The sequence below is a fragment of the Pseudoalteromonas sp. Ld19 genome (assembly GCF_045064135.1).
GTDB lineage: Bacteria > Pseudomonadota > Gammaproteobacteria > Enterobacterales > Alteromonadaceae > Pseudoalteromonas > Pseudoalteromonas aliena.
In genome coordinates this window covers 40,238-66,545 of the sequence record NZ_JBISHA010000011.1, presented here as the reverse complement: position 1 = coordinate 66,545, position 26,308 = coordinate 40,238, and the positions used below count along the sequence as shown (strand labels likewise).

At 38.8% G+C, this 26,308-nt stretch carries 25 protein-coding genes; 13 read left to right on the top strand and 12 right to left on the bottom strand.

The genetic code is table 11. The annotated features are described in order from the left end of the window. The first annotated feature begins 104 nt into the window (after positions 1-104). Positions 105-1,553, top strand: coding sequence for a diguanylate cyclase domain-containing protein (locus ACJJVZ_RS01705; protein WP_405597595.1), 1,449 nt, complete (start codon positions 105-107; stop codon positions 1,551-1,553). 24 nt (positions 1,554-1,577) lie between these two features. On the opposite strand, the gene ACJJVZ_RS01700 is transcribed toward ACJJVZ_RS01705, so the two are convergent. Genes ACJJVZ_RS01700 through ACJJVZ_RS01690 form a run of 3 tightly spaced genes read right to left on the bottom strand, consistent with a single transcriptional unit; the run spans position 1,578 to position 3,699 of the window. Further along, a complete protein-coding gene (locus ACJJVZ_RS01700; RefSeq protein WP_193156545.1) occupies positions 1,578-1,823 on the bottom strand; it encodes a hypothetical protein in 246 nt (81 codons plus the stop codon). Further along, a complete protein-coding gene (locus ACJJVZ_RS01695) occupies positions 1,820-3,415 on the bottom strand; it encodes a PepSY-associated TM helix domain-containing protein (RefSeq protein ID WP_405597592.1) in 1,596 nt (531 codons plus the stop codon). The genes ACJJVZ_RS01700 and ACJJVZ_RS01695 overlap by 4 nt, the downstream gene beginning before the upstream one ends. Further along, entirely contained in the window at positions 3,412-3,699 is a 288-nt protein-coding gene (locus tag ACJJVZ_RS01690) for a hypothetical protein (protein WP_193156543.1), read from the bottom strand. Before ACJJVZ_RS01690 ends, ACJJVZ_RS01695 begins: the two co-directional genes overlap by 4 nt. A gap of 163 nt (positions 3,700-3,862) precedes the next feature. On the opposite strand from ACJJVZ_RS01690, the gene ACJJVZ_RS01685 reads away from it, so the two are divergent. From ACJJVZ_RS01685 to ACJJVZ_RS01670, 4 genes are all read left to right on the top strand, one after another. Next, positions 3,863-4,069, top strand: a complete 207-nt coding sequence (locus ACJJVZ_RS01685) for an undecaprenyl-diphosphate phosphatase (protein WP_405597590.1) — start codon at positions 3,863-3,865, stop codon at positions 4,067-4,069. 205 nt (positions 4,070-4,274) lie between these two features. After that, entirely contained in the window at positions 4,275-4,496 is a 222-nt protein-coding gene (locus ACJJVZ_RS01680; protein ID WP_007375621.1) for a hypothetical protein, read from the top strand. Between the two features lie 216 nt (positions 4,497-4,712). Continuing rightward, entirely contained in the window at positions 4,713-6,737 is a 2,025-nt protein-coding gene (locus tag ACJJVZ_RS01675) for an ATP-binding protein (RefSeq protein WP_405597586.1), read from the top strand. Positions 6,738-6,769: 32 nt separating this feature from the next. Beyond that, positions 6,770-7,009 (top strand): hypothetical protein, encoded by a 240-nt coding sequence (locus tag ACJJVZ_RS01670; RefSeq protein ID WP_405597583.1) that lies wholly within the window; start codon positions 6,770-6,772, stop codon positions 7,007-7,009. A gap of 126 nt (positions 7,010-7,135) precedes the next feature. On the opposite strand, the gene ahpF is transcribed toward ACJJVZ_RS01670, so the two are convergent. Both ahpF and ahpC read right to left on the bottom strand, forming a co-directional pair. Beyond that, positions 7,136-8,716, bottom strand: a complete 1,581-nt coding sequence (gene ahpF / locus ACJJVZ_RS01665) for an alkyl hydroperoxide reductase subunit F (protein WP_405597581.1) — start codon at positions 8,714-8,716, stop codon at positions 7,136-7,138. Between the two features lie 155 nt (positions 8,717-8,871). Next, entirely contained in the window at positions 8,872-9,441 is a 570-nt protein-coding gene (gene ahpC, locus ACJJVZ_RS01660; protein ID WP_008134426.1) for an alkyl hydroperoxide reductase subunit C, read from the bottom strand. Positions 9,442-9,719: 278 nt separating this feature from the next. Between ahpC and ACJJVZ_RS01655 the strand changes: the two genes are divergently transcribed. The 3 genes from ACJJVZ_RS01655 to ACJJVZ_RS01645 all read left to right on the top strand — a co-directional run bounded on the left by ACJJVZ_RS01655 (position 9,720) and on the right by ACJJVZ_RS01645 (position 11,626). After that, positions 9,720-10,139: a DUF3429 domain-containing protein gene (locus ACJJVZ_RS01655; protein ID WP_405597578.1), complete on the top strand. Its 420-nt coding sequence runs from the start codon at positions 9,720-9,722 to the stop codon at positions 10,137-10,139. 266 nt (positions 10,140-10,405) lie between these two features. Further along, positions 10,406-10,807, top strand: a complete 402-nt coding sequence (locus ACJJVZ_RS01650; protein ID WP_405597576.1) for a hypothetical protein — start codon at positions 10,406-10,408, stop codon at positions 10,805-10,807. Between the two features lie 3 nt (positions 10,808-10,810). Continuing rightward, complete coding sequence (locus tag ACJJVZ_RS01645; protein ID WP_405597574.1) at positions 10,811-11,626, top strand: class I SAM-dependent methyltransferase; 816 nt, start codon at positions 10,811-10,813, stop codon at positions 11,624-11,626. Between the two features lie 21 nt (positions 11,627-11,647). Here the strand turns inward: ACJJVZ_RS01645 and ACJJVZ_RS01640 are convergent, their stop codons facing one another. Further along, positions 11,648-13,252, bottom strand: a complete 1,605-nt coding sequence (locus ACJJVZ_RS01640; RefSeq protein ID WP_405597571.1) for a GMC family oxidoreductase — start codon at positions 13,250-13,252, stop codon at positions 11,648-11,650. A 102-nt stretch (positions 13,253-13,354) separates the two neighbouring features. Between ACJJVZ_RS01640 and ACJJVZ_RS01635 the strand changes: the two genes are divergently transcribed. The 3 genes from ACJJVZ_RS01635 to ACJJVZ_RS01625 all read left to right on the top strand — a co-directional run bounded on the left by ACJJVZ_RS01635 (position 13,355) and on the right by ACJJVZ_RS01625 (position 16,466). Next, a complete protein-coding gene (locus tag ACJJVZ_RS01635; protein ID WP_405597568.1) occupies positions 13,355-14,365 on the top strand; it encodes an AraC family transcriptional regulator ligand-binding domain-containing protein in 1,011 nt (336 codons plus the stop codon). Between the two features lie 47 nt (positions 14,366-14,412). Beyond that, complete coding sequence (locus tag ACJJVZ_RS01630) at positions 14,413-15,399, top strand: Gfo/Idh/MocA family protein (RefSeq protein ID WP_405597566.1); 987 nt, start codon at positions 14,413-14,415, stop codon at positions 15,397-15,399. Between the two features lie 203 nt (positions 15,400-15,602). Beyond that, the gene (locus ACJJVZ_RS01625; protein ID WP_405597564.1) at positions 15,603-16,466 is read left to right on the top strand and encodes an EamA family transporter; all 864 of its coding nucleotides are present in this window, start codon (positions 15,603-15,605) and stop codon (positions 16,464-16,466) included. A gap of 81 nt (positions 16,467-16,547) precedes the next feature. Here the strand turns inward: ACJJVZ_RS01625 and ACJJVZ_RS01620 are convergent, their stop codons facing one another. The 3 genes from ACJJVZ_RS01620 to ACJJVZ_RS01610 all read right to left on the bottom strand — a co-directional run bounded on the left by ACJJVZ_RS01620 (position 16,548) and on the right by ACJJVZ_RS01610 (position 18,910). Next, positions 16,548-17,537: an MFS transporter gene (locus ACJJVZ_RS01620; RefSeq protein ID WP_405597562.1), complete on the bottom strand. Its 990-nt coding sequence runs from the start codon at positions 17,535-17,537 to the stop codon at positions 16,548-16,550. Beyond that, a complete protein-coding gene (locus ACJJVZ_RS01615; RefSeq protein WP_405597559.1) occupies positions 17,537-17,743 on the bottom strand; it encodes a hypothetical protein in 207 nt (68 codons plus the stop codon). The genes ACJJVZ_RS01620 and ACJJVZ_RS01615 overlap by 1 nt, the downstream gene beginning before the upstream one ends. Before the next feature lie 72 nt (positions 17,744-17,815). After that, positions 17,816-18,910: an NADH:flavin oxidoreductase/NADH oxidase gene (locus tag ACJJVZ_RS01610; protein WP_138586381.1), complete on the bottom strand. Its 1,095-nt coding sequence runs from the start codon at positions 18,908-18,910 to the stop codon at positions 17,816-17,818. 476 nt (positions 18,911-19,386) lie between these two features. Between ACJJVZ_RS01610 and ACJJVZ_RS01605 the strand changes: the two genes are divergently transcribed. Both ACJJVZ_RS01605 and ACJJVZ_RS01600 read left to right on the top strand, forming a co-directional pair. After that, a complete protein-coding gene (locus tag ACJJVZ_RS01605) occupies positions 19,387-21,792 on the top strand; it encodes a TonB-dependent receptor (RefSeq protein ID WP_405597556.1) in 2,406 nt (801 codons plus the stop codon). Between the two features lie 104 nt (positions 21,793-21,896). Continuing rightward, positions 21,897-23,480, top strand: coding sequence for a tetratricopeptide repeat-containing sulfotransferase family protein (locus ACJJVZ_RS01600; RefSeq protein WP_405597553.1), 1,584 nt, complete (start codon positions 21,897-21,899; stop codon positions 23,478-23,480). Positions 23,481-23,561: 81 nt separating this feature from the next. On the opposite strand, the gene ACJJVZ_RS01595 is transcribed toward ACJJVZ_RS01600, so the two are convergent. From ACJJVZ_RS01595 to ACJJVZ_RS01585, 3 genes are all read right to left on the bottom strand, one after another. Continuing rightward, a complete protein-coding gene (locus ACJJVZ_RS01595; RefSeq protein WP_405597551.1) occupies positions 23,562-24,338 on the bottom strand; it encodes a hypothetical protein in 777 nt (258 codons plus the stop codon). Between the two features lie 768 nt (positions 24,339-25,106). Then, complete coding sequence (locus ACJJVZ_RS01590; RefSeq protein WP_405597549.1) at positions 25,107-25,652, bottom strand: DUF7010 family protein; 546 nt, start codon at positions 25,650-25,652, stop codon at positions 25,107-25,109. A 55-nt stretch (positions 25,653-25,707) separates the two neighbouring features. Next, on the bottom strand, positions 25,708-26,112 hold the full coding sequence (locus ACJJVZ_RS01585; RefSeq protein ID WP_405597547.1) for a hypothetical protein: 405 nt from the start codon (positions 26,110-26,112) through the stop codon (positions 25,708-25,710). Positions 26,113-26,308: the final 196 nt, after the last annotated feature.

Below are 26,308 nucleotides of genomic sequence, written 5' to 3'. Positions count from 1 at the left end.
GCACTAAAAAATTAGTAAAATGAATAATAATGTACTAAAAGTAGTAGAGTAAGTATAAAATATACCGTACAAAACAGTATAATTTAATAACGTGGAGTGAATAAGTGGGTTTGGATTCAACACAAGAAACATGGAGTACATTAAAACATCTTCCATTTGCTGTTTTACTTCATGATACGCAATCGCAAACCTACCAGGCGAACGCGCATGCACAAACATTATTTGATTTAAATACAAATTCCCCATTAACTGAAAATGATTTTAATCATCTCACTTTAATAAACCCTCTCAGCAAAATAACTTTCTCTATAAAATCACTGTTTAATGATTACTTACTGCCGCATACAAGTAACCAAATACTTATTGAAAAACAAGGTAATACGTTTTTACTAAATGTAAGGCTTGCACACTTTAATGAGTCGCTTTCAATGCTCGTATTTGAGCTAATTAAAAATAACGTAAATGAAGAGTATAATTTTGATAAAGTGATATCTAGCATATCAACCGATTTAATTGATATACAAATTGACGATATCGATAAGCATATTGACTATGCCCTGAAAGCCATTGGTACTGTTGCAAATGCAGATAGAAGCTACTTGTTTAGATTCAATAAAAACAATACAAAAATGAGCAATACGCATGAATGGGTGAATGAAGGCATTTTACCTTTCAAAGATACATTACAAGATGTTCCTAAAAGTGCACTGCCGTATTTTTTCAGCTTAATGAATGACACATATTTATTCAGAGTAAATGATACATCGACCCTTCCTAAAGCAGCACTCAGTGAAAAAATCGAATTTGAACAACAAGAAATAAAATCGGTATTGTGCATTGGTCTTCGTTATGAAAAAGAACTTGTTGGGTTTATCGGCTGCGATAGCGTAAAAGAACTACGGGAGTGGACCGATTTAGATTTAATAAGGTTAAAGCTTGTAGGTGAAATACTGACTAACGCATTTAAAAATATAGACTACAGAAAAAAACTAGAATTGGCTCAGCAACAACTCATTACGGCCAACAAAAAGCTAAATGAATTAGCAAATACCGATGGGTTAACAAATATAGCCAATCGACGCAGTTTTGACCGCGCACTTAAAAATGAAATCAGGCGCTGTGTGCGCAATCAGCATCCCATAGCACTGATCATATGCGACATTGATTTTTTTAAACATTTCAACGACAGCTACGGACATCAACAAGGTGACGAAGCTTTAAAAATAGTTGCAAGTACACTTAATAAGTTGTGTCATCGTCAAGGTGATTTAGCTGCGCGTTACGGTGGTGAAGAGTTTGTTATTATTTTACCCGCCACTGATGCAAAACAATGCAAAGCATTTACTGCGCTTATTCAAAAAGAAATTGAGACCTTAAATATTGAGCATCACTATTCAAATATTGCTAAGCGCCTTACTGTTAGCATGGGGTTTTATGCTTTAATTCCCAATACAAAAACACTTCCAGAAGATCTTATTAGTAATGCAGATTCCGCCCTATATAACGCAAAGAAAACAGGGCGAAATAAAGCATCCGAATTTATATCCGAATAGTGTTTACTGCATTAATTTCGTAGCTTAATTTGTTAATTGTATTGCTTTTCCAGCAATAAATGCAGTTAGCAATCCTGCAACCATTGCACCGGCAAAAGTACAAATTATACCGCCTATAACACCATAAACGCCTACCAAACAGCTTGTTGCGAATATAAACAAGCCTATTACCAACGGTAATTTAATCAACATTGTTAATGTGCTTTTACGAATGCAGAACATCATAACGAATAAACTCGTCATCGCCGTAAATATCAAAAATTCATTCATGCAGTTTTTGCCTCTATGTATGTATTTGTAGAAGCTTTTATTTTCAACGCGTAGCCAATACACATGGCCCCCACAAACATAAAGCTAGCATCAACAATAGCAACTAAGCCACTGTTTAAATTAATAATATTACTGTGACTCAATAAAATATTTAATGGCAGCACAGCACTCAATGCTAACCCACAGAGTAAAAGTGTCTGTTTAAAATAGGTTTTATAATCTACAGGCAATAACCCTATTAATAGCCAACCTAACCAAGTATAAAAGAATACAGGTCCAAAATAGCTATTTTGCGCAGCACCAATAACATTGTGATTAAGTATTACCTGCAGCGGGAAAAGCACAAAGCTTGCTAACACTAAACCACCGCAACTTCCTATAATAAAGCGGTTCCAACGCGCGTAAGCAACCTCAGATAAACTAGCATTACTCCCTCGCGTACGTTTTGCTAGCCACATCATCATCCCAGACACTGGTAAAAGTGCAGTACAAAAACCAAGTAACACCCATAGTAGTTTGATAAAAATGCCTGCAAAATTACCAAAGTGCATTGGAAATACAAGTTCTATTACTTTTATTGATATCCCTGATATATCACCAAAACTACTCATCGATTTTACAAATTCGCCATTTCCACGATAGTGCAGTAACTGAGAAGCCACCGCTTCTCCACCAAGTAAACGTAAATATACCTGCGCGTTAGCGTCATTGTTAGCCATTATTGTTGCATCTATAATCACGGCTTTTGGATAACGGCTATGTGCATTTTCTAGTATGGTGTCTAGCTGTGTCGGCTGTTTAGTATGGCTTATTACTGTTTCTGGTATAGCTGTAAAAGTTTCTATCAGCTTATTTTGATCGCCACCAAAACTCACAAAAGCGGCGGCGGGCAATAAAATAACTGTTGCCAGTCCCAAAAAAGCCCCTGAAAAACCAATCACAATATTAAATACACTTCCCCAAATACCCATTACTTTATGGCCATCACTAATCGCAATATTGAGTCCTTTGTCGCGTCTGAAAGTAAATAACTCTTTTATCAATTTGCGATGAATAAATAAGCCTGTTATCGCACTCACTAATAACGTTAACCCCAAAAAGCCAGTGAGAATTAACCCAATAGGACGACCTAAATGTAAATCAGCATGAAATTCACCAATATAGCTCGGGGCATCAGTTTTTTTATTTGCATAAAAATCTTTGCTAGGGCCGTAGTAAGTATTCACCAAAGCAAGTGTATCGGGATGAAACTGAAATACTCTGGCAACTTCCTCGCTGTAATTCTCATCTCCGTGGTGCGATTCGAATACAAGGGTTAACAGATAGAAATTATGGCCACTTGGCATAAATACATGAATATTTTCCCCAAATTCATTGGGCACTTGTTTGTGGTACTCATTGACTAAGCGATTTACTTGAACACTCGCAACGTGTTGACTAGATTGTAATTCAGGATTTGCCCATATTTTTAACTCTGGGCGAGAAAGCACAGCCAACGCACCACTAAACGCAATAATAAATAATAATACGGCGGTTATTATCCCAACCCAGCTATGTAATAAAAATAGCTTTTTTAAAGTAATCGACTTCATCCTTGCCCCTGCGTTAACGCCCAAAAACTAAATAATCCGTGTGTAGCACACAATAAACCCATCACTATAAAAGGCTGCCATACTTTTTCAGCCAAATAAGCATATATAAATAACGCTGTCCAAATGATTGGAAACAACAAAATAGGCAGCAAAATTTGCTCACTCATCTCAAAGGGTAAATAAGTGGTCATTCCAGGGATTATGATAACGGCGGTAATAAGTGCCATCACGCAGGCTAATAAGTGTCGCCGACGTGTAGCGTTAAACGTTTTTTTATTATTCATTGTTTGCTCATTAAATTTACTTAAGCATATACTAAACAGCGTATGCAAATGATAACAATTGTTATTATATTGTGCATTTGGTATTTAATGCAATTTATTAAGCACGTTTAGTTACTTTATATTAAAAAATATTGTTGATATGACGCATTAAGGGCAGAGTCTTTTGAGATTAAATTTACAGCGGTCTCTTAATTCGATTTGCTTAAACGACCTAACTGCTCTTGCTGTCGGTTTTTTAACGTCTTTTATAGTCGCCTATTTTACTATTAAACTATTCATACGCTTTCTAGAAAATTTCACTTTTGTTAGTTTTGGTCTTTACCGAATCGTATTTGGTGTTATTTTATTAACTAACCTGAATTCTGGTTAAGAGATTTAAAAACACTATAAATAATAACGATATTTAAGTCTGTTTCTCTCTAGCTAGAAATTTTTGGTGAAAACAAGGCAAATTTACGCGTCAATAGCTGGTCTATTGCAAGGAAATTCAACGCAGTTAGCGCTAAAAATAGCTGCTGAGATAGATTTATTATCCAGAACTCAGGTTAACTATAGCCTACACATAAGAGAATATTATGAGCGAAAAGATAAACGAAGAAGCACTCCACGCACTTAAAATAGCTTTTACTTACATGCCTAAAGCGATTGAAGTGACAAAATACGAATATGGCGAGCGCTACCAAAGCGTACTTGATCACATTGAAGCTGTACGTGAAACACTGCTTATTAACGATGTTGACCCAGAGGAAGTAGGCGGCGATATAAATCCTGAGTACACACCAAACTCAACCTACTAAATATAAAACACTGAGCATTATATAATCAATATTACACTCAGCGTTATATTAATGCTCTATTATTCTACAAAACATAAGGTTATAAATTTAAAGTGTACACATCAGTTTTAGTTATCATCGATAAAAACTGCTAAACTTACTTAGTAATTAATGAATATGCCTTTAATTGGCTTTTATACTGTATAAATTGAACAAAAGCTTACGGGGTGTTTTCTTTTGAATTTTCTTAGGCAATTTCACGACATAGTGTCTAACCAAAGTCTGAGCTTTGACGAAAAAATTAATCAACTTTTAGCATTCGGGCTTAATGTGTTTAACCTTGACGTCGCTATCATTAGTAAAGTTGAGGGTAAATGCTATACCGTGTTACATGCTATTACGCCAGATAACTCGCTAGAAATAGGCACTCAATTTGATCTAGAAGGCACCTACTGCGTACACACTCTTGTTGCGGGCTCCGCACTAGCATTTCATAACGTCTCGCAAAGCGCAATAGCTAATCACCCTTGTTATGCAAATTTTCAACTCGAATCGTATATTGGTGCGCCTATCAAAATAGGTGACGATATTTTTGGCACTGTAAATTTCTCCTCACTTAACCAGTCTCCTATTTTTACAGATGAAGCCTACGATTACATAGAGCTATTTGCACAATGGTTAGGCGCAGAGTTCGCACGCGCTATAACCAAAGAACAGTTAATAAAAAACAGTAACGATTTACTAAAATTAGAAAGCGTAGCAAATATAGGCACTTGGGAAGTTGATCTCACTAATAATAAAATTTATTGGAGTCAGCAAACTAAACGAATTCATCAAGTTGATGAAGACTATAACCCTGAAATGGACTCTGCAATCGATTTTTATAAAGAAGGTGCAAGCAGAGATAATATAAATAAGGCCGTAGAAAATGCTGTTCACCATGGTGAAAAGTGGCATTTAGAACTTGAAATTATAACAGCAAAAAAACAAACAATTTGGGTGTCTACCTTCGGAGAAGCACAATTTAATGGTGATCACTGCACGCGGTTATTTGGTACATTTCAAGACATTACTGAAGCGGTAACACTAAGAGAAGCGCTTAAAAAGAAAAAAGCCGAAGCGGAGCGCTTGCTAGATGATAGAAGCATGCTTTTTGCAAAAATAAGCCACGAACTCAGAACACCGCTAAATGGTATTACGGGCATGCTCACTACATTGATAGATGAGCACAGCGAAGAAAAAAGAACAGAAAAAATAAGAGTAGCGCTACGTAGCGCCGATATACTTTTGAGTATAATCAACGAAGTTCTCGATTTTTCTAAAATAAATCATGGTGAATTAAAGCTAGAACCCACTAACGTTTTACTAAAAACAACCTTTACTGATCTGGTGTCTTTATATACGCCTTTATTTAAAAGCAGTAATGTAGAGCTAGAAGTAACAAATGAAATTTCTGATAACTGCTGGGCATATTGCGATAACACACGACTAAGCCAAATTACCTCTAACTTATTAAGTAATGCGTTAAAATTTACTGAGCACGGTTGTGTAACACTGCATACATCAGTTCTTAATAACAATAATAAACTAACGTTAAACATTGAAGTAACTGATACAGGAAGAGGCATGACTAGCCAATTTCTTCAGTCTTTGTTCTCCCCTTTTACTCAAGAAGTTGATGCTAAAAATAGTAAAGGTGGCACAGGGCTTGGTCTCGCAATAGTTAAAGAACTTGTTGAGTACATGGGCGGGAAAATTAAGGTCAGCAGTAAAGTGAATCAAGGGACTACTTTTTCGCTAAATATCCCCATAGAGCTAGGTAAAGAACAAAAAGTAGAGCTAAATCCACTATCAAAAATAAATATTAACGCGTGTGAGCTTGCTGTTTTAGTGGTTGATGACAACGACATAAACAGACTTGTTCTTGATGCCTCACTGAACAAATTCAATATAAAACCAGACTTTGCAGTAGATGGACAAGACGCCATATTTAAATGCGAGCAAAAGCATTACGACCTTATTTTTATGGATTGTATTATGCCTATACTTGATGGCTTTGAGGCAACAAAACAACTGCGATCAAAAAATATCTGTACGTCCGATTCAACCTATATTGTTGCTCTTACGGCCAATACTTCATCGCAAGATAAATTGGCATGTAAGCAAGCGGGGATGGACATGTTTATTTCAAAACCATTTAAAATGCACTCATTAGAAGTCGCTATTGCCTCGGCCGCTAAGCGGCTGAAATTAAAACATTAATAAGAAAATATAATTGTATAAGGAATTCAACAATGAAAAATATATTTAGAACCGTATTGTTCGCTATATTAGCTATAGTGCTATTCAAAGGTTTTTCAACTCAACAATGGCCGCCATTAATTATTGTCATTGTGGGGATCAGTATTTTACTACTCTCAACTTTTGTTACAAAGGCAAAATCGACTAGAGGCTCGTCAAGTTTTTTAGGCGGTGGCACGTCTCATACGGATAGCCATTGCGGCGGTGGTGATTCTGGTGGTGGCTGCGATTAAATCGCATGTTAATTTTTAAGCATAAAAAAGCCGCCTTTGGAGAAGGGCGGCTTGGGTGAACAAACAGCTAAGGGTGAACGCTGTTATATCAAGAGATGTTTCTATTAAATTTTTTATTAAATAATATTAAGCAGCGCTTTGATCTTGTTCGGTTTCATCGCTGTGGCGAATTAAATAATCAAATGCGCCTAAGCTTGCCGTTGCGCCACTGCCCATTGCAATAATAATTTGTTTAAACGGAGTATTGGTCGCATCCCCCGCGCCATAAATGCCTGGTAACGAAGTCGCACCTTTAGCATCAATCAGTATTTCACCAAATTTGCTTAGCTCAAGGTCGCTGTCTTTTAACCACTCGGTATTTGGTATTAAGCCTATTTGTACAAATATACCGGCAAGTTCAAGCTCTTTGCTCTCCCCCGACACTCTATCTATGTACGTTAAGCCTGTTACTTTTTTACCATCACCAAGCACTTCGGTTGTTTGTGCACTTTTGATAATAGTAATGTTAGCCATGCTTTTAGCTTTACGAACGAGTACTTCATCAGCGCGTAATGTGTCTGCAAATTCAAGTACCGTAACGCTTTGCACAATATTGGCTAAATCTATCGCCGCTTCTATGCCTGAGTTACCACCGCCAATTACCGCAACTGGCTTACCTTTAAATAAAGGGCCATCGCAATGTGGACAATATGCCACTCCGTGGCCGCGATATTCTTGCTCACCCGGTACGTTCATTTCGCGCCAGCGTGCGCCGGTGGCAAGTACGAGCGACTTAGCTTTAAGTACTGCGCCATTTTCTAGTGTAATTTCGTAACCATTGCTATAACTAAGTGCCGCTGCCCGCTGATTATGCATTACATCTACATCGTATTCTTTAACGTGCTCTTCAAGCTGGGCAACCAATTTTGGCCCCTCTGTCGCCTTAATCGAAATAAAGTTTTCTATTGCTAATGTATCTGCAACTTGCCCGCCAAACCGGTCGGCAACAATGCCTGTATTTAACCCTTTTCGTGCTGAGTAAATCGCAGCCGATGCCCCCGCAGGCCCGCCACCAATGACAAGTACATCAAATTTATCTTTTTTACTTAGCGATTCAGCTTGGCGTTGTGCCCCTTTGCTATCTACTTTATTGAGTATGTCGGTAAGGCTTAGTGCACCTTGGCTAAATGGTTCGCCATTTAAATATACAGCCGGTACAGCTAAAATATTTCGCTCTTCTACCTCACTTTGAAATAATGCGCCATCAATCATGGCCGCTTTAATATTGCTGTTTGTCGCTGCCATAGTATTAAGTGCTTGGACTACTTGCGGGCACGTTTGGCAACTTAAACTTATGTATACTTCAAAGTTTAACTCTTGAGTAAGCGATTGTATTTGCTCAATGTCTTCGCTTTTAGCTTTACTTGCGTGTCCGCCAGTATGTAAAAGTGCTAACACTAAACTGGTGAATTCGTGCCCCATAGGTACGCCTGCAAACGTAATATGAGTGTTTTTAATTGGTGAATGTACAACCATTGACGGACGACGAGCGCTTGTATCTGGGTTGTTTGTTACCGTGAATTTATCGCTCAGTGAGGCTAAATCGTTTGCTAAGGTTTCTACCTCTGCTGATTTTTTGCTGTCATCCAAGGCAATAAGCAGCTCAACAGGTTGAGTAAGCGATTCAAAATGGCTTTTTAATTGATTTTTTATGTTGTTATCTAACATGGCTTAACCCTTTTAGGAAAATTTAAACAGCAAGCCTCCCATGTCAAATAATGCATGTGCTTAAACAAGTATATTGATATAGGAGGCACCAACAAACGTATGTTCGTTGATTTAAGGGCGGTTACCTGCCCTTACTTGATTGGAAAATCTGGTACTTAGATTTTACCAACTAGGTCTAGTGAAGGTGCAAGTGTGTCTTCACCTGGCTGCCAAGATGCAGGGCAAACTTCACCGTCGTGAGTTGCAATGTATTGTGCAGCTTGTACTTTACGAACAAGTTCTTTAGCGCTACGGCCAATACCTAAATCGTGAGTTTCGATAATTTTAATTTCGCCTTCTGGGTTCATTACAAATGTACCGCGAAGTGCTAAGCCTTCTTCTTCAATCATTACGCCAAAGCTGCGTGTAATACGTCCTGTTGGATCGCCAATCATTGGGTAAGTGATTTTACCAATTGTGTCTGACGTATCGTGCCATGCTTTATGAGTAAAATGAGTGTCAGTAGATACTGAGTAAACCTCTACGCCCATTTCTTGAAGTTGTGCGTAATGATCTGCCACATCGCCAAGTTCAGTAGGACATACAAATGTAAAATCGGCTGGGTAAAAGAAGAAGATTGACCATTTACCTAAAACATCTTTTTCAGACAATTCTACAAAGTCACCGTTGTGGTAAGCGGTTGCATTGAATGGTTGTAATTTTGTATTGATTAATGAAGTGCTCATGGTATTCCTCATTTATATTTAAGTAGAATTAAAGTTACTCAACGCAGCCGTAATATATGGCCTCTTGCGTTGGCTTGATTAATACAATACGGCCAATGGATAATTAAATAAAATTGATTGTTTAGATTAAACCAATCGATTTTTAAGATTGAACTATATAACCTCTTTTATCGTAAGCACTATTTGGACTATAGATATTGGCGAATTATTAAGATAGCTAATCGCAATACTGCTACAATACTCCCGCTTTTAATCACATAAATACAAGGCATACTATTATGGAAAAATTTATCAACCACATTCAATTAGGTTACTTAGGCTTAATCCCATTTTTAGGCTGTGTAGGTTGGCCTCTTGTGTTTGGTAGTAATAGTATTAATTTAGAGTTTTTTACTTTTTACAGCATTGCAATATTAGCATTCATGGCGGGTAACTTATGGCGTGCGGGTGAGCAACGCTACAGCGATGCAGTAAAAGCTGTACTACCTGTTATACCAGTACCGTTTTTAGCATTTTTACCTGTTGAGTGGGCGCTTGGTTGGTTAGCTGCAAGTTTTTGGCTAGTACTACTTTTTGAAAAAGCGACTGCGCAATGGCAAACCTACCATAAAGATTATCAAAAAATGCGTGTAGTACTCACCTCTGTTGTGTTTGTTTGTCACATTCTGACTATTGGTATGAGTATTTATCCTAAGTAACCTGAGCTCTGGATAATAAATCTATCTCAAGCCGCTATTTTCAGCGCTAACTGCGTTGAATTTACTTGCAATAGGCCCGCTATTGACGCGTAAATTCGCCTTGTTCTCACAGAAAATCTCTGGCTAGAGAAAATAAATTTAAATATCACCATAATTCAATGTGTTAGCAAATCTATTAACCAGAGTTCAGGTTAAATAGCAGCTGTAAACTTAAATATTGCTCGGTAATAAGGTAATATCCGCGCACTGCTATTTGAGGACACACCATGATTGACCAATTACGCCAACAACTCGATGAACTAGGCGAGAACTACATAGAGAAAAACGCTGCATTTAAAATCAAAGTGATCCCTTTTTTTTGCGCTATTCGCATTAAAAAAGATCATAAAAGTGAAGGCCGTTTAAGCTTTTATTCAAGTCAATTACTCGAAATATTTTTAGTCGTCTTATTTTTATTATTTGGTTTAACACTTTACGATACAGATGCAGGATTTACCCACGGGCCTATTCATATTGCATTTGCCATTTTAATTACTTTTAATCTTATAATTAAACAAGTCGCTATTGAAGGATTAAAAACCAGACTCGCGTTTCATCGCTTACTAGCAAAAGACTCACAAACAAATAGCGATATAAATAATACTGCTACAAACATAAACGCTAAATAAAATATGTACTTAAATCCTAAATGGCGAATACTCACTGTAGGCGATGGCGATTTATCGTTTTCAAGCGCTATACAAAATCATCTGAAGCCATATTTATTAGTCGCCTCTACCTACGATGATGCAACCACTATTGAACATAAGTATCCCGATAATGCGCTCAATAATTTAAAAGCGTATAACGTTGAAGTGCTTAATGGTTTTGATGTCACAAATACAGCGTGCTGGCAAAGCTTAGACGGTTATTTAAATAGCTTTGATGTAGTCATTTTTCAGTTTCCACTCATACCTGCGTTTGTTGGCCGTGAAGCGTTTGAAAACAACACGCGCCAAACCAGCATGAATGTACTTAACCGCGCTTTACTACACCAATTTATTAAATATGCGAACGAATTTGCGCTTGATAAAAATGGTCCAATGCTGTGTTACATTACTTCCAAAGATGTAAAACCCTATCGCGAATGGAATATAGAAGGCAGTTTAAATATCGGTTTAAGCGCTGAATATTTAGGCCAAATGCCTTTTGATATTAGTCGCTTTGAAGGCTATAAAATTCGGAACGTTGACCGCGATAAACACGTAAAAGATACCAGCGGTATAACGTACGTATTTAGCTCAAAAGCGATGAATACTCACACCAATGAATTAAGTGCACTGCTTACCAAACCAGCGTACTTAACACCAAACCATTGCCCGCTTTGTCGCGTTGGGCCATATATGGCAAATGAAGATGAAACTAAGCACATAAATGCTAAAAAACATAAGCAAATGCTGCACCTTGAAAGCGATTGGCAACAATGGCTAAACGATTTTTATAATTAAGGATCTTTGAACACGCCCTCATTAAACATTTGCGCGCTTAATTAAATCGGCTGCTTTTTCAGCAATCGCAATTACCGGTGCATTTGTGTTGCCGGTAATGATGCTAGGCATAATAGACGCATCAACTACACGTAAATTACTCATCCCATGTACTCGCAAATTATTATCCACTACAGCCATTGGATCTTGTCCCATTTTACATGTCCCCACTGGGTGATATTCGGTATCTGCAGTCTGACGAATAAATTCAATCAACTGCTCATCATTATTTATATCAAGCGGATACACCATTTTACCGCGTATGTTATCAAAGGCTTTACTTTGCATAATAGCGAGTGTTTTTTTAAGGCCCGCAAGCATTACAGTTAAATCATCTGGGTGGCTTAAATAATTAGGGTCTATAAGCGGTGCACTACGTGGATTGTTATCCGCTAACGTAATAGTGCCACGGCTTTTAGGACGCATAATACTACTGTGAATACTGTAGCCATGCCCAGTGTGTAGTTTACGACTATGATCGTCCACCAGCCCAATTACAAACTCTAGTTGTACATCGGGTGCAGGCGAGTCTTTAAATAATTTAATAAACGCATGGGATTCTGCAAAATTGCTGGTTAAACACCCATCTCGGTTACTAAACCAATTTACACACCCTTTTAAAATATGCCCTATACCATATGGGCTCAAGCCAAATGTACCTTTATTGTATTTAGCTTTAAATAATGGCACCACGGTTAAATGATCCTGTAAATTAGCGCCCACGCCGTCAAGTTCGTGTTCTACTTTAATACTATGCGCATTGAGATGATCCTTTGGACCAATGCCTGAAAGCATTAATATTTGCGGTGAATTAATCGCTCCAGCACTCAGTATTACTTCTTTTTTTGCTAGCAGATCAATAACTTGATTATAGCGCTCTATTTGCACGCCTTTTGCGGTCTTATTTTTTATATTTATTTTATTAACGTGGCTATTGGTTAATACCGTTAAATTTGGCCGGTTTAAATACGGGGTTAAATACGCTTTTGCGGCACTACAACGCTCGCCATTATGCTGAGTTACCTGCGATAAACGTGCGCCGCTTTGCTCTTTGCCATTTATATCGTCGTTTATATTAACGCCCTGCTCGACACAGGCACTTAAAAAGCACTGGTTTACATCGCTTGGATTACTTAGCTCTTGTACGTGTAGCAAACCTTGAGTGCCGTGGAGATCATTATTCACAAACGCTTTATTATTTTCGGCTTTAATAAAATAGGGCAGTAAACTTTCAAAATCCCACCCCGTATTGCCATTAGCCGCCCATTGGTCGTAATCGTATTTATTGCCTCTTATGTAAACCATCGCATTAGTCGAGCTTGAGCCACCCAGTACTTTGCCGCGTGGTACAAACCCACAACGATTATTAAGCGCTTTTTGCGGCACGGTATTGTAATGCCAGCTATTAATACCATAAGGTACGCTCGCCGCAATGCCTGCAGGCATTTGTACAAACGCACTGTTATCGCTCTTGCCTGCTTCAATTAAGCATACACTTACATTTTTATCCTCTGACAAACGCGATGCCATAACGCAGCCGCCACTACCTGCGCCAATCACAATGTAATCAAATGTTGTATTGTTCATGGTGTACCTTAATAAAAGTGTTAAATGGCCTTAACAGTAATAGTGCATAGAAAAACTCAACAAAACTTGATATTTTTAGACATCATTTATTTGAGGTTAACCATGAGCAGCCTAATCAGAGCCACGTCATTACAAGGTATAGATACGCTAATTAGCGAATTTGGCGGCGATCCGCATGAAATAATGCAAAACTGTAATATTAATAACGTTGACTTTAAAAATCTCGATAACCAATATTTACCTTATCGAGATTACGCTGGGCTATTAGAATACTGTGCTTTTAAGTTCAATTGCTCTAGTTTTGGCCTTAAGCTCGCAAGTAGACAAAATTTTGATATTTTAGGGCATGTTGCAATAGCAGCCAAAAGCAGTACTAATTTAGGGGATGCACTTACTTGGGTTATTAAATACCTTCACTTGCACAGCCCTGCACTTAGCTTAAACTCACACCCATTAGAGAATGATAAAAGCGTGTTTTTATCATTCGAAATTAATTTAAAACCATTACCGCACATAAGCCAAGTAATTGAGCTCACCATTAGTTTAGCATTAGCTGTTATTAAAAAGCTGAGTAATAACCGCTGCAAACCAATTAATATATTTTTACCAAAAAAATTAAGTACTAATACTCGTGCCTATAACACTTACTTTGGTTGTAACATTATAGAGCATCGCAACAGCGCTGGTATTGTAATCTCAAAAAGTGATTTAACTCTTGAGCTTGACCACCCTGAACTAAATAAAGTAAAAGCGGCGCTAAGCTTCTTGGCAAATAACAAAGAACACACCCAACCATTGCCCAACCAAGTTAGTGCACTAATTAGGCCTATGCTTCCTATTTATCAATGCAGTAACCAAACTATTTCAGCTGCACTGGGTATGCACCCGCGTACTCTGCATCGAGAACTTATCAAACATAATACGAGCTTTATAAAACTTAAAGATGCCACTCGCCGCGCTTTAGCTGACCACTACTTAGCGCAAAACCAATTTACAATATCGACTATATCTGAGCTTTTAGGGTATCAGGAGCAAGCAACGCTAAGTGTTAATGTTAAACGCTGGTTTGGTTGTTCTCCTCGAGCATATAGAACTAAAAAAATGTTAAACTAAACACTCTTATTATTTTTATTTAAGTTTATTTAAGCTAAGGAGTGAGCATGAACTTTGTTATTGTTGGCACTAATTTTATTAGTGACACATTGTTAGCCGCCGCAAATACGTTAAACGATTTTAATTTATACGGAGTGTGTTCGCGCGCACAGTCGAGCGGCAGAGCATTTTTAGCCAAACACCCACGCAATACACAAGCAAAAATTTTCACCTCAATAGAACAAGTATGCCAAGATAAAAATGTTGATGCCGTCTACATAGCCGCGCCAAATAGCTTACACAAACAATACGCCGTTATGTGCCTAGCAGCAGGTAAACATGTACTTGGCGAAAAGCCCTCCGCAGCAAACTCTAAAGAGCTTGCAACTATTATTGCTACCGCAAAAAAACATCAGCGCCTTTACATGGAAGCGATGATGACCACTCACTTGCCTAACTTTGCACGACTACAACAGGCAATGATAAAAATTGGCACGCCACGTAAATACATAGGTCAATATAGTCAGTATTCGTCTCGCTACGATAAATATAAAAATGGCGAGCGTCCAAATACATTTTTACCTGAATTTGCTAACGGTGCACTGGTAGATTTAGGGATTTACCCACTGTATTTATTGATTGCTCTTTGGGGAGCGCCGCAAAGCATAAGTGCCAGTGGCGTATTACTTGATACCGGCGTAGATGGCGCTGGCGATATATTACTAAACTACGCTGATAAACAAGCTGTTATTAGTTATTCTAAAATATCGCAAGGCGATAATATTACCGAAATACAAGGCGAACTTGGCCGTATTCGTATCGAGGCCATATCACAACTTAAAAAAGTAGAATTTATTGCTAATAATGGGGATCGCGAATTAGTGTCTATCGCGTTTGACGAACACTTTATGAAATTTGAAGTGAACCATTTTATGCGAATGGTTAATCAAGGTAAGTGTGAGTCAGGTGTTAATACGTATCAGCTTTCAAAAAGTGTCATGCATGTACTTGATACTGCGCGTACTCAATTAGGTGTTACTTATCCTAATGATTAACAAGTAGGGCTGTTACCCACTCAGCGGCCTTGTACAAAAAACGCCCACCAATCCTTTAGATGACTGAGCTATCGCTTCTATTTTTAGTCGTATGCACTTACCTCTAATTTAAAAAAAAGATACTATGCCGCTATTAACTCAGGCTGCGTCAACTTTACGCACACTCGCTCATTTTTGACAGACTCGTCCATTAAAGGATAAAAATGCAATCACCTTCAAAAGAATTTTTATTAGCAGTTATGTGTGTACTACTTGCTATGGTGACTATTCAATCTGGTGCTTCAATCGCTAAACAATTATTTCCTGTTGTAGGTCCTGAAGGCACAACAGCTTTAAGGCTGGGTTTTTCAGCCGTCATACTTTGCTTAGTGTTTAAACCTTGGAAACATCTACCTAGTCAAGGTAATCGCATCCCTATCATAGTGTATGGATTAAGCCTTGGTGGTATGAATATTTTATTTTATTACGCCATTGAACGTATTCCACTAGGCATTGGTGTCGCACTTGAATTTACAGGCCCCCTTGCTGTTGCTTTATTTTCCTCGCGCCGAAAACGTGATTTATTTTGGGTTGCCTGCGCTATTGCTGGCATTTTGCTTTTGCTTCCAGATATGAGTGGCCAAGATAGTCTTGATCCATTGGGTGTAGCACTTGCTCTTGGGGCGGGTGCATGTTGGGCAGGCTATATATTATTTGGCAAAAAAACGGGAGTACAAAGTTCTGGTGGAGCCACTGTCGCATTGGGCATGACTGTTGCCGCTATAGTGCTAGTGCCTTACGGCGGCATTATGCAAAGCGCCGCGTTTACATGGGAAATTATCCCATTAGGGATTGGTATTGCTATTTTATCAAGTGCATTACCTTATACACTCGAAATGGTTGCTCTGCGTAATATGCCATCGCAAGGGTTTAGCGTCATGATGAGCTTAGAGCCTGCCATTGCATCAATTGCTGGTTTTATACTTTTAGGTGAGTTACTGACTTTATGGCAGTGGCTCGCTATTTTGCTTGTTATTACTGCATCTGTTGGTAGCTCGTTTTCAAACGCAAAAAAACAGGCTACTTAATTAAGCACTAAATAATCTAAATAACCTAAATAAAGTCACCACGCAACATGGTGACTTTATTGTGCTCTGTGCGATAGTTATTTAACTCACAACCTTACTTTGCTTTTTAGTTGTAACCAAATAGCCAATCAACGAAATAAGCGGCATGCCCGTAGCAACCAGTGTAATACCTGTCCAACCGCCCGCTTCATATAATGGGCTGGCAATAAGCGAGCCTACTGCGCCACCTACAAATATACTCGTCATGTAAATAGCGTTTAAACGCGCACGGCTTTGGGGCTCAATTGCGTACACTGCACGTTGCCCGAGTACCATATTTGCCTGCACAGCAAAATCAATAAACACACCCGTTATCGCCAAAATTACTATCCCGTAAGGTAACTCAAATAAACTTGGTAAAAAGCAACCAGCCGCTATAACTTTTGCAAGTAACGATACCTGATGTGTATAGCCCTTATCTGCCAAACGCCCAACAATGGGGGCAGCTACAGCACCTGCCGCACCCACTAGTGCAAACAGTGCTATTTCTGATTGGGATAAACCATACTCACGAGAAAGCACAACCGGTACGCTTGTCCAAAATAAGCTGAACGATGCAAACATTAATGCTTGAAAAAGAGATCGTTGGCGCAGCACTGGTTGGCTTATCATTAACTGTTTAAGCGATTTTAATAACTCAAAATACGTTGTTTTATGGGTAGGTTGCCTGCTTGGAATAGCAAAATAAATTACACCTGCAATAAACACCATACACCCTGCTGCAAAGTAAAATACAGCGCGCCAACCAAAGTGATCGGCTATTAAGCTCGATATAGGTCTTGCCAACAAAATACCTAGCAACAGACCCGCCATAATATTGCCAAGAACTTGTCCGCGTTTTTCGTCAGACGATAAATGCGCAGCAAGAGGAATAAGCACCTGAACAGAAACCGAGCTCATACCTATCATTAAACATAAAATAAGCATTACATTAGGTGAATCAGCAAGTGCAGTCCCCACTAAACTCAAAAACGACACAGCTAAAGTAATAAGCATTAAACGCTTATTTTCAATTAAGTCAGCTAATGGCACTAAAAAAACAACCCCAAAGCGTAGCCTATTTGTGTAAGCGATACGATAAGGCTAGCACTGTGCGCACTTAGTCCCACCTCTGGGGCGAGTAACTCAATAATAGGTTGAGCGTAGTAAATATTGGCAACAATAAGACCACAACACAAAGCAATAATAGTAACGAGTGTATTGCTAAGTGGTTGTGGTGAAACGCCTGTTTGAGTCATGTGTGTCTCTACTTTATAAAAATAATAAAACCCAACCAGCAAGCGCGGGTTGGGTTTTGCTTAGGGCGTGTTTTATTTAATTGGAGATGGCTGCCCATGTGGGCTTGAGCGTAAATACTGTTTAGGTGCAGTTACTGTAGCGCCAAGCTCAGCAGCTGCATGCCACGGCCAATGTGGGTTATATAAAATGCCACGCGCAAGCGCTACACCATCGGCTTGCTGCTTACTAATAATATCTTCGGCTTGTTGCGCCTGTGTAATTAAACCCACCGCTATAACAGGCATTTTAACTGCTTCTTTTATGGCTGTTGCAAACGGTACCTGGAAATTAGGTTTTACCGGTATTTGTTGTTCAGGGCTTAGGCCCGCAGTACTTATATGAATAAAATCACAACCGAGTTCATCAAGCGCTTTACTAAGCACTATAGATTGTTCTAAATCCCAGCCGCCGGCAACCCAATCGGTTGCCGAAATACGCACACCCACTGCTTTTTCACTTGGGAATACCGCTCTTACTGCTTTAAACACATCAAGCAATAAGCGCATTCTGTTTTCTAGGCTGCCACCGTAATTATCATCACGCTTGTTTGAAAGTGGTGACAAAAACTGATGCAGCAAGTAACCGTGCGCACCATGTAGCTCTATTAAATCAAGGCCGAGTTCATCAGCGCGTTTAGCTGCACTTACAAAATCTTTAACTAATAAATCTATGTCATCTTGGCTCATTGCTTTTGGTATTGGGCTTTTATCATCGTACGCAATTGCAGAAGGTGCGAGCGTTTGCCAGCCATTTACGTCATCAGGTGCAATAGCGCCAACATCTTCCCACGGCTTACCTGTAGAGGCCTTACGTCCAGCATGCGCCAGCTGAATGCCAATAGGCATAGAGCTGTATTGCCTTACTGCTTTTAAGCTTTTATCTAACGCTTGTTGTGTTTCGTTATTCCAAAGCCCTAAATCGCCGTAGCTAATACGCCCTTCTGGATTTACTGCTGTTGCTTCTAAAATTAGCAATCCTGCACCACTCAAGCTCAATTGGCCTAAATGAATAGTATGCCAATCGCTAGCAGCGCCATTGTTTGCTGAATACTGACACATGGGTGCAATAATAATACGGTTATTTAACGTTACTTGCCCAAGTGATAAAGGCGAAAATAGTTGGCTCATTGTTAATCCTTAAAACACGCACAAAAAAGTGCGGACAAAATAAAAAAGAGGATACGAAGCGGCAATCAAACACGCTCACTCAAAAGCTTATGCAGTCACTTATAATGGCGACTACCACTCTTAATGGGGATAAAAACACACTTTAATAGTGCTAATAAAAGTATAAGTAATGACATTATGAAATATTAATTTTAATGTAATAATCTGTTTAACGAGCACGTCATAACACCAGCTTTAAAACATGAATGACTATTTACCTTTAAACAAGGGTGTAATTTTTAACCTAACTGTACCTAATTCCACTAAGCTATTGCTTGTATTGCCTATTAACCAAATAAAAACCCTGAAAACAATCAATATTTATTCCATAAAAGTGAATTAAAATTCAATTTAAATATTCCCAGCTACTTCACTCCCTGATAAACTGCTTAACTTAATTTACTAATGTAAAACATTTGAACTGGGGATCACTTTTTATGTTTAAACCAAGCTTGTTAACCTTGGCTATTTCGAGCGCTGTTTCTAGCGTATTTTTATTACCAAATGCAGCTCTTGCTCAAGAAGAAGTTGCCGCTAAAAACAAATCACTCGAAGTAATCGAAGTTACAGCAACGAGGCGCAGCGGCTCTGTGCAAAATGCACCGTTAAATATTACCGCCCTTGATGCAGATATTATGAAAGATCAAAATATCAATGAGCTTGCGGATGTAGCACGCTGGGTACCTGGTTTAACAATTACCGATCAAGGTGGTCGCTCTGGCTCACCTATTATTGTTCGTGGTTTAAATACAAATTCTTCTGGTCCATCGTCAGATGGCGGCACGGTATCTACTTATATAAATGAAATTCCAGTTTCGGTAGATATGCGCTTAGTAGATATTGAGCGCGTTGAAGTATTAATTGGGCCACAAGGCACCCTTTATGGTGCAGGCACATTAGGCGGTGCAATTCGTTATATGCTTAAACAGCCTGAGCTTGATTTTACATCGCTTGAAGTTTACGGCGACCTATTTCAAACAAAAGAAAGTGACTCTTTAGGTGGCGAAGGCGGCTTTATATTTAACCTGCCACTTATTGAAGACACACTTGCAGTGCGCGCCAGTTTAAATGTTTACGAAGACCCAGGTTTTATCGATTACGGTTATGTTGTGCGCGAGCCAGGTGTATCAATAACCGATCCTAATTGGAGCGACAGCTCAGCGGTTACTAACAACCTTAAAAACATAAAAGACGCCAACGGTGAAACCACCACTACTGGCCGCATTTCTGTTCGCTACAAACCAAATGAATCGTTTGAAGGGACGCTAAACTACTTTTACCAAAACCAAGATAGCGAAGGCCGCTCGATTGTTCATTACAACAGCCTTAATGCAAACAACGGTTTAAGCGACGTAATAGGTAAATACGAATCAGCTTACCGCTATGCGGAGCCCCGTGAGAAAAAAGATCAATTACTAAGCCTTGAGCTAAAAGCCGACTTAGGTTTTGCAGAGCTGGTATCGGCAACCGGTATTTCACGCTTTGATGCCGATGGCCAACGCGACCAAACAGACCTACTTATTCGTCTTGATTACGGCTACGAAGAATTCCCTTCGTTCTCTGCTTTTACCCGAGAAATAGATGAAGAAGACACCTTTACGCAAGAAATTCGTTTGGTGTCGCAAAGCGACAGTGACTTGAACTGGATTGTGGGTGGCTTTTACAACAAAACAGAAACGGATGCCTCCAGCAGAGAGTTTACTCCAAACTACGATGTATTTGTCAAAGGCGAACAAGTACGCCCTGATGCATTAGAATACTTAGAATTAACCAGCAGTAAAATCACTGAATCTGCACTTTTTGGCGAGGTGGGTTACCAAGTCACCGATAAATTAGACGTGACTATTGGTGCCCGCTTTTATGAATACGATATACAAGCAAAAGCTGCGTTTGACTTCCCACTTGCTAACACCTTATCGGGTAGCGCTGGTCCTAATGGAATCAGTATTAATTATGAAAACAGTGATGCGAGTGATAACGGGAATTTATTTAAATTTAATGCTAAGTACCAGTTTACTGATTCAGTAATGGGCTATGTAACGGTAAGTGAAGGCTTTAGAATTGGTGGCTCAAACGGCTTGGTCGCTTGCCCTGATCCACTACCTGCCGATCAGCAAACGGGTTGTGGCCAACCTGACGAAATGCTTTACGATGCTGATACCACTACAAATTACGAGCTAGGTTTTAAAAGCACATGGTTTAGAAGCCAACTACACTTTAACGCCGCGTTATTTAACGTAGATTGGGATGATGCACAAATCTCTGGCGCTACCGATGTAGGCCAATTAACGTATCTTTCAAACGCAGGCAGCGCGAATGCAAAAGGGATTGAAATTTCAACCCGTGCAATTTTATCAGATGCATTTTCGCTTTATGCAACCTATGCTTATACAAAAGCAGAGCTAACATCAGATGCCCCCTTTTTATTTAATGCCGATGGCACCGGTGGCGCAGAAGACGGCGATCGTTTACCGGGCTCACCTGAAAACCAATTTTCGATGGGTGTAAATTATCAAGCCGAGGTGTTTAACGATAAAACCCTTGATATTAACTACGGTTTAACCGCGCAAAGCGACGTACTTTCAAGAGTGGGTCTTCGTGATAACGGCGAAACACTACCGGGTTATAGCTTAAGTAATATATCTGCTAAATTAACGGCCGATGCATGGTCAACTACGCTATATGTTGATAACCTATTTAACAAATATGCAGTTACCTCAGTTCGTCGTTCAAATGCGGATATAACATCAGCGAACGGCGCCGATATACAGCGTAACTACGGCCATTACATTAATCGCCCGCTTACGGTAGGTGTTAAATTTAACTACAAATTTGAAATATAATTTAAGCGACTTTTAAACAGTCTCACTTTTTAAACACTGTTTTAAGGCTCAAATTTATTTGAGCCTTTTTATTTTCTTTTACAAAATAATAATTACCAAGAACCATGCAGCCAAATTTAAAGCAACTTCATCAAAGCGCAATTAAACATTTAAACCAAGGTAAAATAGAGCAAGCACACAAAGCCCTTGTGGAGTTAGTTACACTCAAACCTGATTTTGCTGATGGGTATTTTTTGCTGGCAATGGTTAATTTAACTGTTGGGCAAATACACAAAGCAATAAAGCTCATCGAAAAAGCCCTCACCCTTGGTCAAAGTATTGAATACACCGCGCAACTTGCTAAATGTTACGCACTTATTGGCGAATTACAAAAGGCAAAAAATACCGCATTATCGGTGTCATTAAAGCAAATAACTAAATCACTTGATGCTGATACACTCGGCGTAGCCCTTACTCAAACAGGTATTCACGAGCAAGCACTTAACTATTTTGAATGCGCTATTAAACTGGCTAATGCAGCTAACAAAGCTCAACCGCAGTTTTATTATAATTATGGTGTAAGCGCTAAGTTTTTAGGGTTATTTGATAAAGCCCAACACGCTTTTAAACATGCCATAGCGCTTTATCCGCTGCATCATCAAAGTCATTTTGCATTGAGTGATTTAACTAAAGTAAGTGTGCAAAACAATCATATTGAACGCTTAAAAAATGTATTTGAGCAAGTAACACACCCCGATGCAAAACTGCATATTGGCCATGCTTTAGCTAAAGAGTATCAAGATCTTGGTGAGTTTTCAGAGGCTTTTAACGCGTTAGAGCAAGGTAAAGTAGCAAAACGTGCTGTGCAGCCGTTTGATCATAAAAGCTCAACTGAGTTATTTGAACATATTAAACGCTTAAGTGAGCAGCACAAACAAGCGCGAGTACAAGGCAACCCAACGGCCGAACCTATTTTTGTATTAGGCATGCCCCGCTCTGGCACCACATTGGTTGAGCGTATTTTATCGAGCCACAGCGACGTGCAATCAGCCGGTGAATTACAAGACTTTGGCCTAAGTGTTAAAAATCTCAGCCAAACAAAAACACACCATGTGCTCGACACTCAAACGCTCAGTAAGGCCTACGAGCTTGATTTCAATCAGCTTGGCAGCACCTATTTAAACGCAACACGCGTAATTACAGGCAGCCATAAACACTTTGTTGATAAGCTCCCGTTTAACTTTTTTTATATCGATTTAATAACCAAAGCACTGCCAAACGCTAAAATTATTTGTATGCTGCGCGACCCAATGGACACCTGTATTGGTAACTACCGCCAGCTATTTACCATTAATAACCCCTACTATGCCTACTCACTCGACTTACTCGACACCGCTAAATTTTACAGTCGTTTTTACAAACTAATGCAGCACTTTAGCGCCCTGCACAGCAACATAAAATTACTAAAATACGAAGAGTTAGTAGTAAGTCCCGAACAGCAAATTAAAGAATTAGTCAGCTTTTGTAATTTAGAGTGGCAAGAACAGTGTATAGATTTTCACTTAAACACCGCCCCAGTTTCTACCGCAAGCAAGGTGCAAGTACGCCAGCCACTCAACAATAAAGCAATCGGTCGCTGGAAAGCGTTTAAGCCACATACTGATGAAATTGAAGATTACTTTTTGAAGCAAAATACCAGTTTTGAGTAAAGATTTTATAGCTTGGGAGTTGGGTATATGAACCTATAGATAGACGGCTTTGTGCCAATTGCAGACAGTGGTAACGCCACATTATATGTATAATTCACGCTTAACGCAGCTACGAAACAGTTTATACTTTTCTAACAACTCATCAGTTAAATTGACAATTTCAAGTGCATGCTTATTGTATTTACCAAGACGATCATCTTCGCCACTGCGGTCAGGATTTAGCTCAGGATAGAGGCAATACGTTTGATTTTCCATAACGATATGTGATGGATGATGGAAAAAATGAAGTGCAGTCCAGTTCATGACTTTTGATAAAGCTTGACCAAATTCAGTAAATTTTTCATTTAATTCTGTATTAAGAAAGTCATACTCAGTTTCTTGTGAATAATAAACAAAGTCGTGTAATCTAGCTTTATCATTTCTGCTATATGAATGGTCGTCCGTTAGCGAAGATATATATTCTGTTAGAAAATATTCCTCGAAGCCTTTCGTCACTTTTTGGTAAAGCTTTAAATCATGCTCTCGTGATAGTGCTTCCTTCTTTGCTTCACTATCAAACCTTCCATTAACTTCTATTTTTGTTTTTTCTCTTTGTAAAAGTATGTTGTGAGTTAAGCCCAAAGTAATAAGAACTATACCCACGAGAGAATCGTAGCTACCAAGAATTTTAATATTAAATTCTGTCGCTAAAATTTCATTTAAGATGTTTTGAAGAATTGAAGATGACGTTAAGCCGAGTCCCGCAATAATAACAGTCCAAGTAACCTTATTAGAAAATTCGGGAAAAAATAACCGAAATACTTTTTCTATTTTCCAGTTGATAGATAGTACTCCATGTTGATATACATATAACGCCAATATTGTGGGACGCTTAAAGAGTTAGAGTGCCGCAGGCAGGATCAGCAATGCCTTGTTATGTTTGGTGCCAAGGGGCATTTGCAATACCCCTTGGACTTTTTTAGAAGTATTGAGCGATATGAGCTATTGCTAATACAAGGCCGCTAAGCGCTGTAATAACCTTCGCCACATCAAACTTAACTTCAATGCTGAGTTTGGTTTTCATGGTTAAATTCCACTATACCGACTCAACCGGTTGAGTCATGAAAGACTCGTTTTTATATCCCGCCTTGCGAGCGGCCTGAGGTGCTATGACTAGTATAAGCAACCTCAAATCGGACGATTTCTACTGGCACAACCAGCCCAAACTTCGAGCTCCTGCTCTAAATAAGGTGTCGCCCTTTAGCCGCCTACCAAGCGACATACGGAGCTGGTGACTCCGAAACTTTAAAACATAACGTACTCAGTATTTATTATGTGCTTATTAAACCTAATGTTTAACAGTTAAGCAATGATCTTTTCCTCACGCACAGTCGCGACTAGTCTGAGAAGTTATGCAGATTAACTCATTGACTTGATGCAGCAAGCAAGATGATAATTAACAGTGAGGGCTATCAATAAATCAAAGGTGATGTCATGCGCCACCGTTTTTGACTGGCCGGTAATCGCTCAAAGCCGACTAATGAATACATTCAATTTGCAGATACTCAATACTTTAAAAACCTTTGCTATATTACCAAGCTGAAAAGTAACTCCAACAGCACACTATTTTGCCATTATAGGAGTTTGTTATTCTGTTTTTAAAACCACACCTTTCGATTGGGCAAATATTACTAGCGAAAATACTATTTCGGTTATCCCGCCAATAAAAGCGCCGATTACAAAATTGGCATTTAATACAATACACAACATGCCAGAAAACATAAGCGAAGCACCTAAAATCCAGTACACTTTCATGCCATATAAAGTGTTGAAAACTAAATAGCGAACACCAATTATCATCAGCATTATTGAATAAAACCATTCAGCTTGAAGTTTTGCTACATAAAATGCTAAAAACAAACCAACAAATAAAATAATAGTGCTTTCTAAGGCCAATTTACCTAATGGGTTTTTAGGGCCGTGATTGCCTGAGCGCTTAAGCGCTTTTGAAAGTAACATGGCTAAAGGATGTATAAACATGCCACCAAAAAACAAAGTAAGCATACTTGATTGATTTGAAAGCAGTAATGCGACAAAGCCAGCTATACACCAAACTAAGCCAGACACTAATACACCGGTTCCACCACCGAAGTATGCGAGGTTCATATTTTGTTGCGCATCTTCAAACTTCATAAAAATCCTTAATTTTAGAAATATCCCTAATTTAATATTATCGCATCGTTATTAGTTACAAATCGTTACTCGAATACACACTTAAAATAGGGAATTTATAATCGGCAAACGATACAGTTACCGATTGTGTTTCGTTGCCTTTAAAACCGAGTTTAAATTCAGTTGGCATGAATCGGCTGCCGTCAGCAAAGAGTGCAAGTAAATGCTCCTCACTTAGTTCTCGGTTGCCCGACGATAAGTTAGTAAGCGTAATAACAGCCCAGCGTTCGCCCTCTTCATTACTCATTAATACATAATTAATGATTTTGAAATCCCCTTTTTTAGGGGCTATGTTGCTATCGTTTGCAAACGATAAATGCATGCTATTTGGTACTGCACGATCAACATTAAGCGCTTTAAGTGTATCGGCCTGAGTGGCCCACGAAAACATCATTAAAATTATTATTAAGGCTTTGCTCAATGTCAGTTCCTTCTTATTAAACTATAAATCAATTTAAATTATATTCGCATTCCAACCCTATTATGTAAACAAGCAATTATCATAACTTTATGTAATATATTGAATAAGCGAGCATTCAGTGATCCTGCGATATTATTGGTAGCAGTAACGACTAATAAGAGTAAATTGTCCAAAGCGCACTTAATGTAAAAGCGCG

Coding starts and splice junctions, on each gene's coding strand:
- ACJJVZ_RS01700 (WP_193156545.1), bottom strand. CDS start 1,823: ATGAATGAATTTTTGATATTTACGGCGATGACGAGTTTATTCGTTATG.
- ACJJVZ_RS01695 (WP_405597592.1), bottom strand. CDS start 3,415: ATGAAGTCGATTACTTTAAAAAAGCTATTTTTATTACATAGCTGGGTT.
- ACJJVZ_RS01690 (WP_193156543.1), bottom strand. CDS start 3,699: ATGAATAATAAAAAAACGTTTAACGCTACACGTCGGCGACACTTATTA.
- ACJJVZ_RS01680 (WP_007375621.1), top strand. CDS start 4,275: ATGAGCGAAAAGATAAACGAAGAAGCACTCCACGCACTTAAAATAGCT.
- ACJJVZ_RS01670 (WP_405597583.1), top strand. CDS start 6,770: ATGAAAAATATATTTAGAACCGTATTGTTCGCTATATTAGCTATAGTG.
- ahpF (WP_405597581.1), bottom strand. CDS start 8,716: ATGTTAGATAACAACATAAAAAATCAATTAAAAAGCCATTTTGAATCG.
- ahpC (WP_008134426.1), bottom strand. CDS start 9,441: ATGAGCACTTCATTAATCAATACAAAATTACAACCATTCAATGCAACC.
- ACJJVZ_RS01655 (WP_405597578.1), top strand. CDS start 9,720: ATGGAAAAATTTATCAACCACATTCAATTAGGTTACTTAGGCTTAATC.
- ACJJVZ_RS01650 (WP_405597576.1), top strand. CDS start 10,406: ATGATTGACCAATTACGCCAACAACTCGATGAACTAGGCGAGAACTAC.
- ACJJVZ_RS01645 (WP_405597574.1), top strand. CDS start 10,811: ATGTACTTAAATCCTAAATGGCGAATACTCACTGTAGGCGATGGCGAT.
- ACJJVZ_RS01640 (WP_405597571.1), bottom strand. CDS start 13,252: ATGAACAATACAACATTTGATTACATTGTGATTGGCGCAGGTAGTGGC.
- ACJJVZ_RS01635 (WP_405597568.1), top strand. CDS start 13,355: ATGAGCAGCCTAATCAGAGCCACGTCATTACAAGGTATAGATACGCTA.
- ACJJVZ_RS01630 (WP_405597566.1), top strand. CDS start 14,413: ATGAACTTTGTTATTGTTGGCACTAATTTTATTAGTGACACATTGTTA.
- ACJJVZ_RS01625 (WP_405597564.1), top strand. CDS start 15,603: ATGCAATCACCTTCAAAAGAATTTTTATTAGCAGTTATGTGTGTACTA.
- ACJJVZ_RS01615 (WP_405597559.1), bottom strand. CDS start 17,743: ATGACTCAAACAGGCGTTTCACCACAACCACTTAGCAATACACTCGTT.
- ACJJVZ_RS01610 (WP_138586381.1), bottom strand. CDS start 18,910: ATGAGCCAACTATTTTCGCCTTTATCACTTGGGCAAGTAACGTTAAAT.
- ACJJVZ_RS01605 (WP_405597556.1), top strand. CDS start 19,387: ATGTTTAAACCAAGCTTGTTAACCTTGGCTATTTCGAGCGCTGTTTCT.
- ACJJVZ_RS01600 (WP_405597553.1), top strand. CDS start 21,897: ATGCAGCCAAATTTAAAGCAACTTCATCAAAGCGCAATTAAACATTTA.
- ACJJVZ_RS01590 (WP_405597549.1), bottom strand. CDS start 25,652: ATGAAGTTTGAAGATGCGCAACAAAATATGAACCTCGCATACTTCGGT.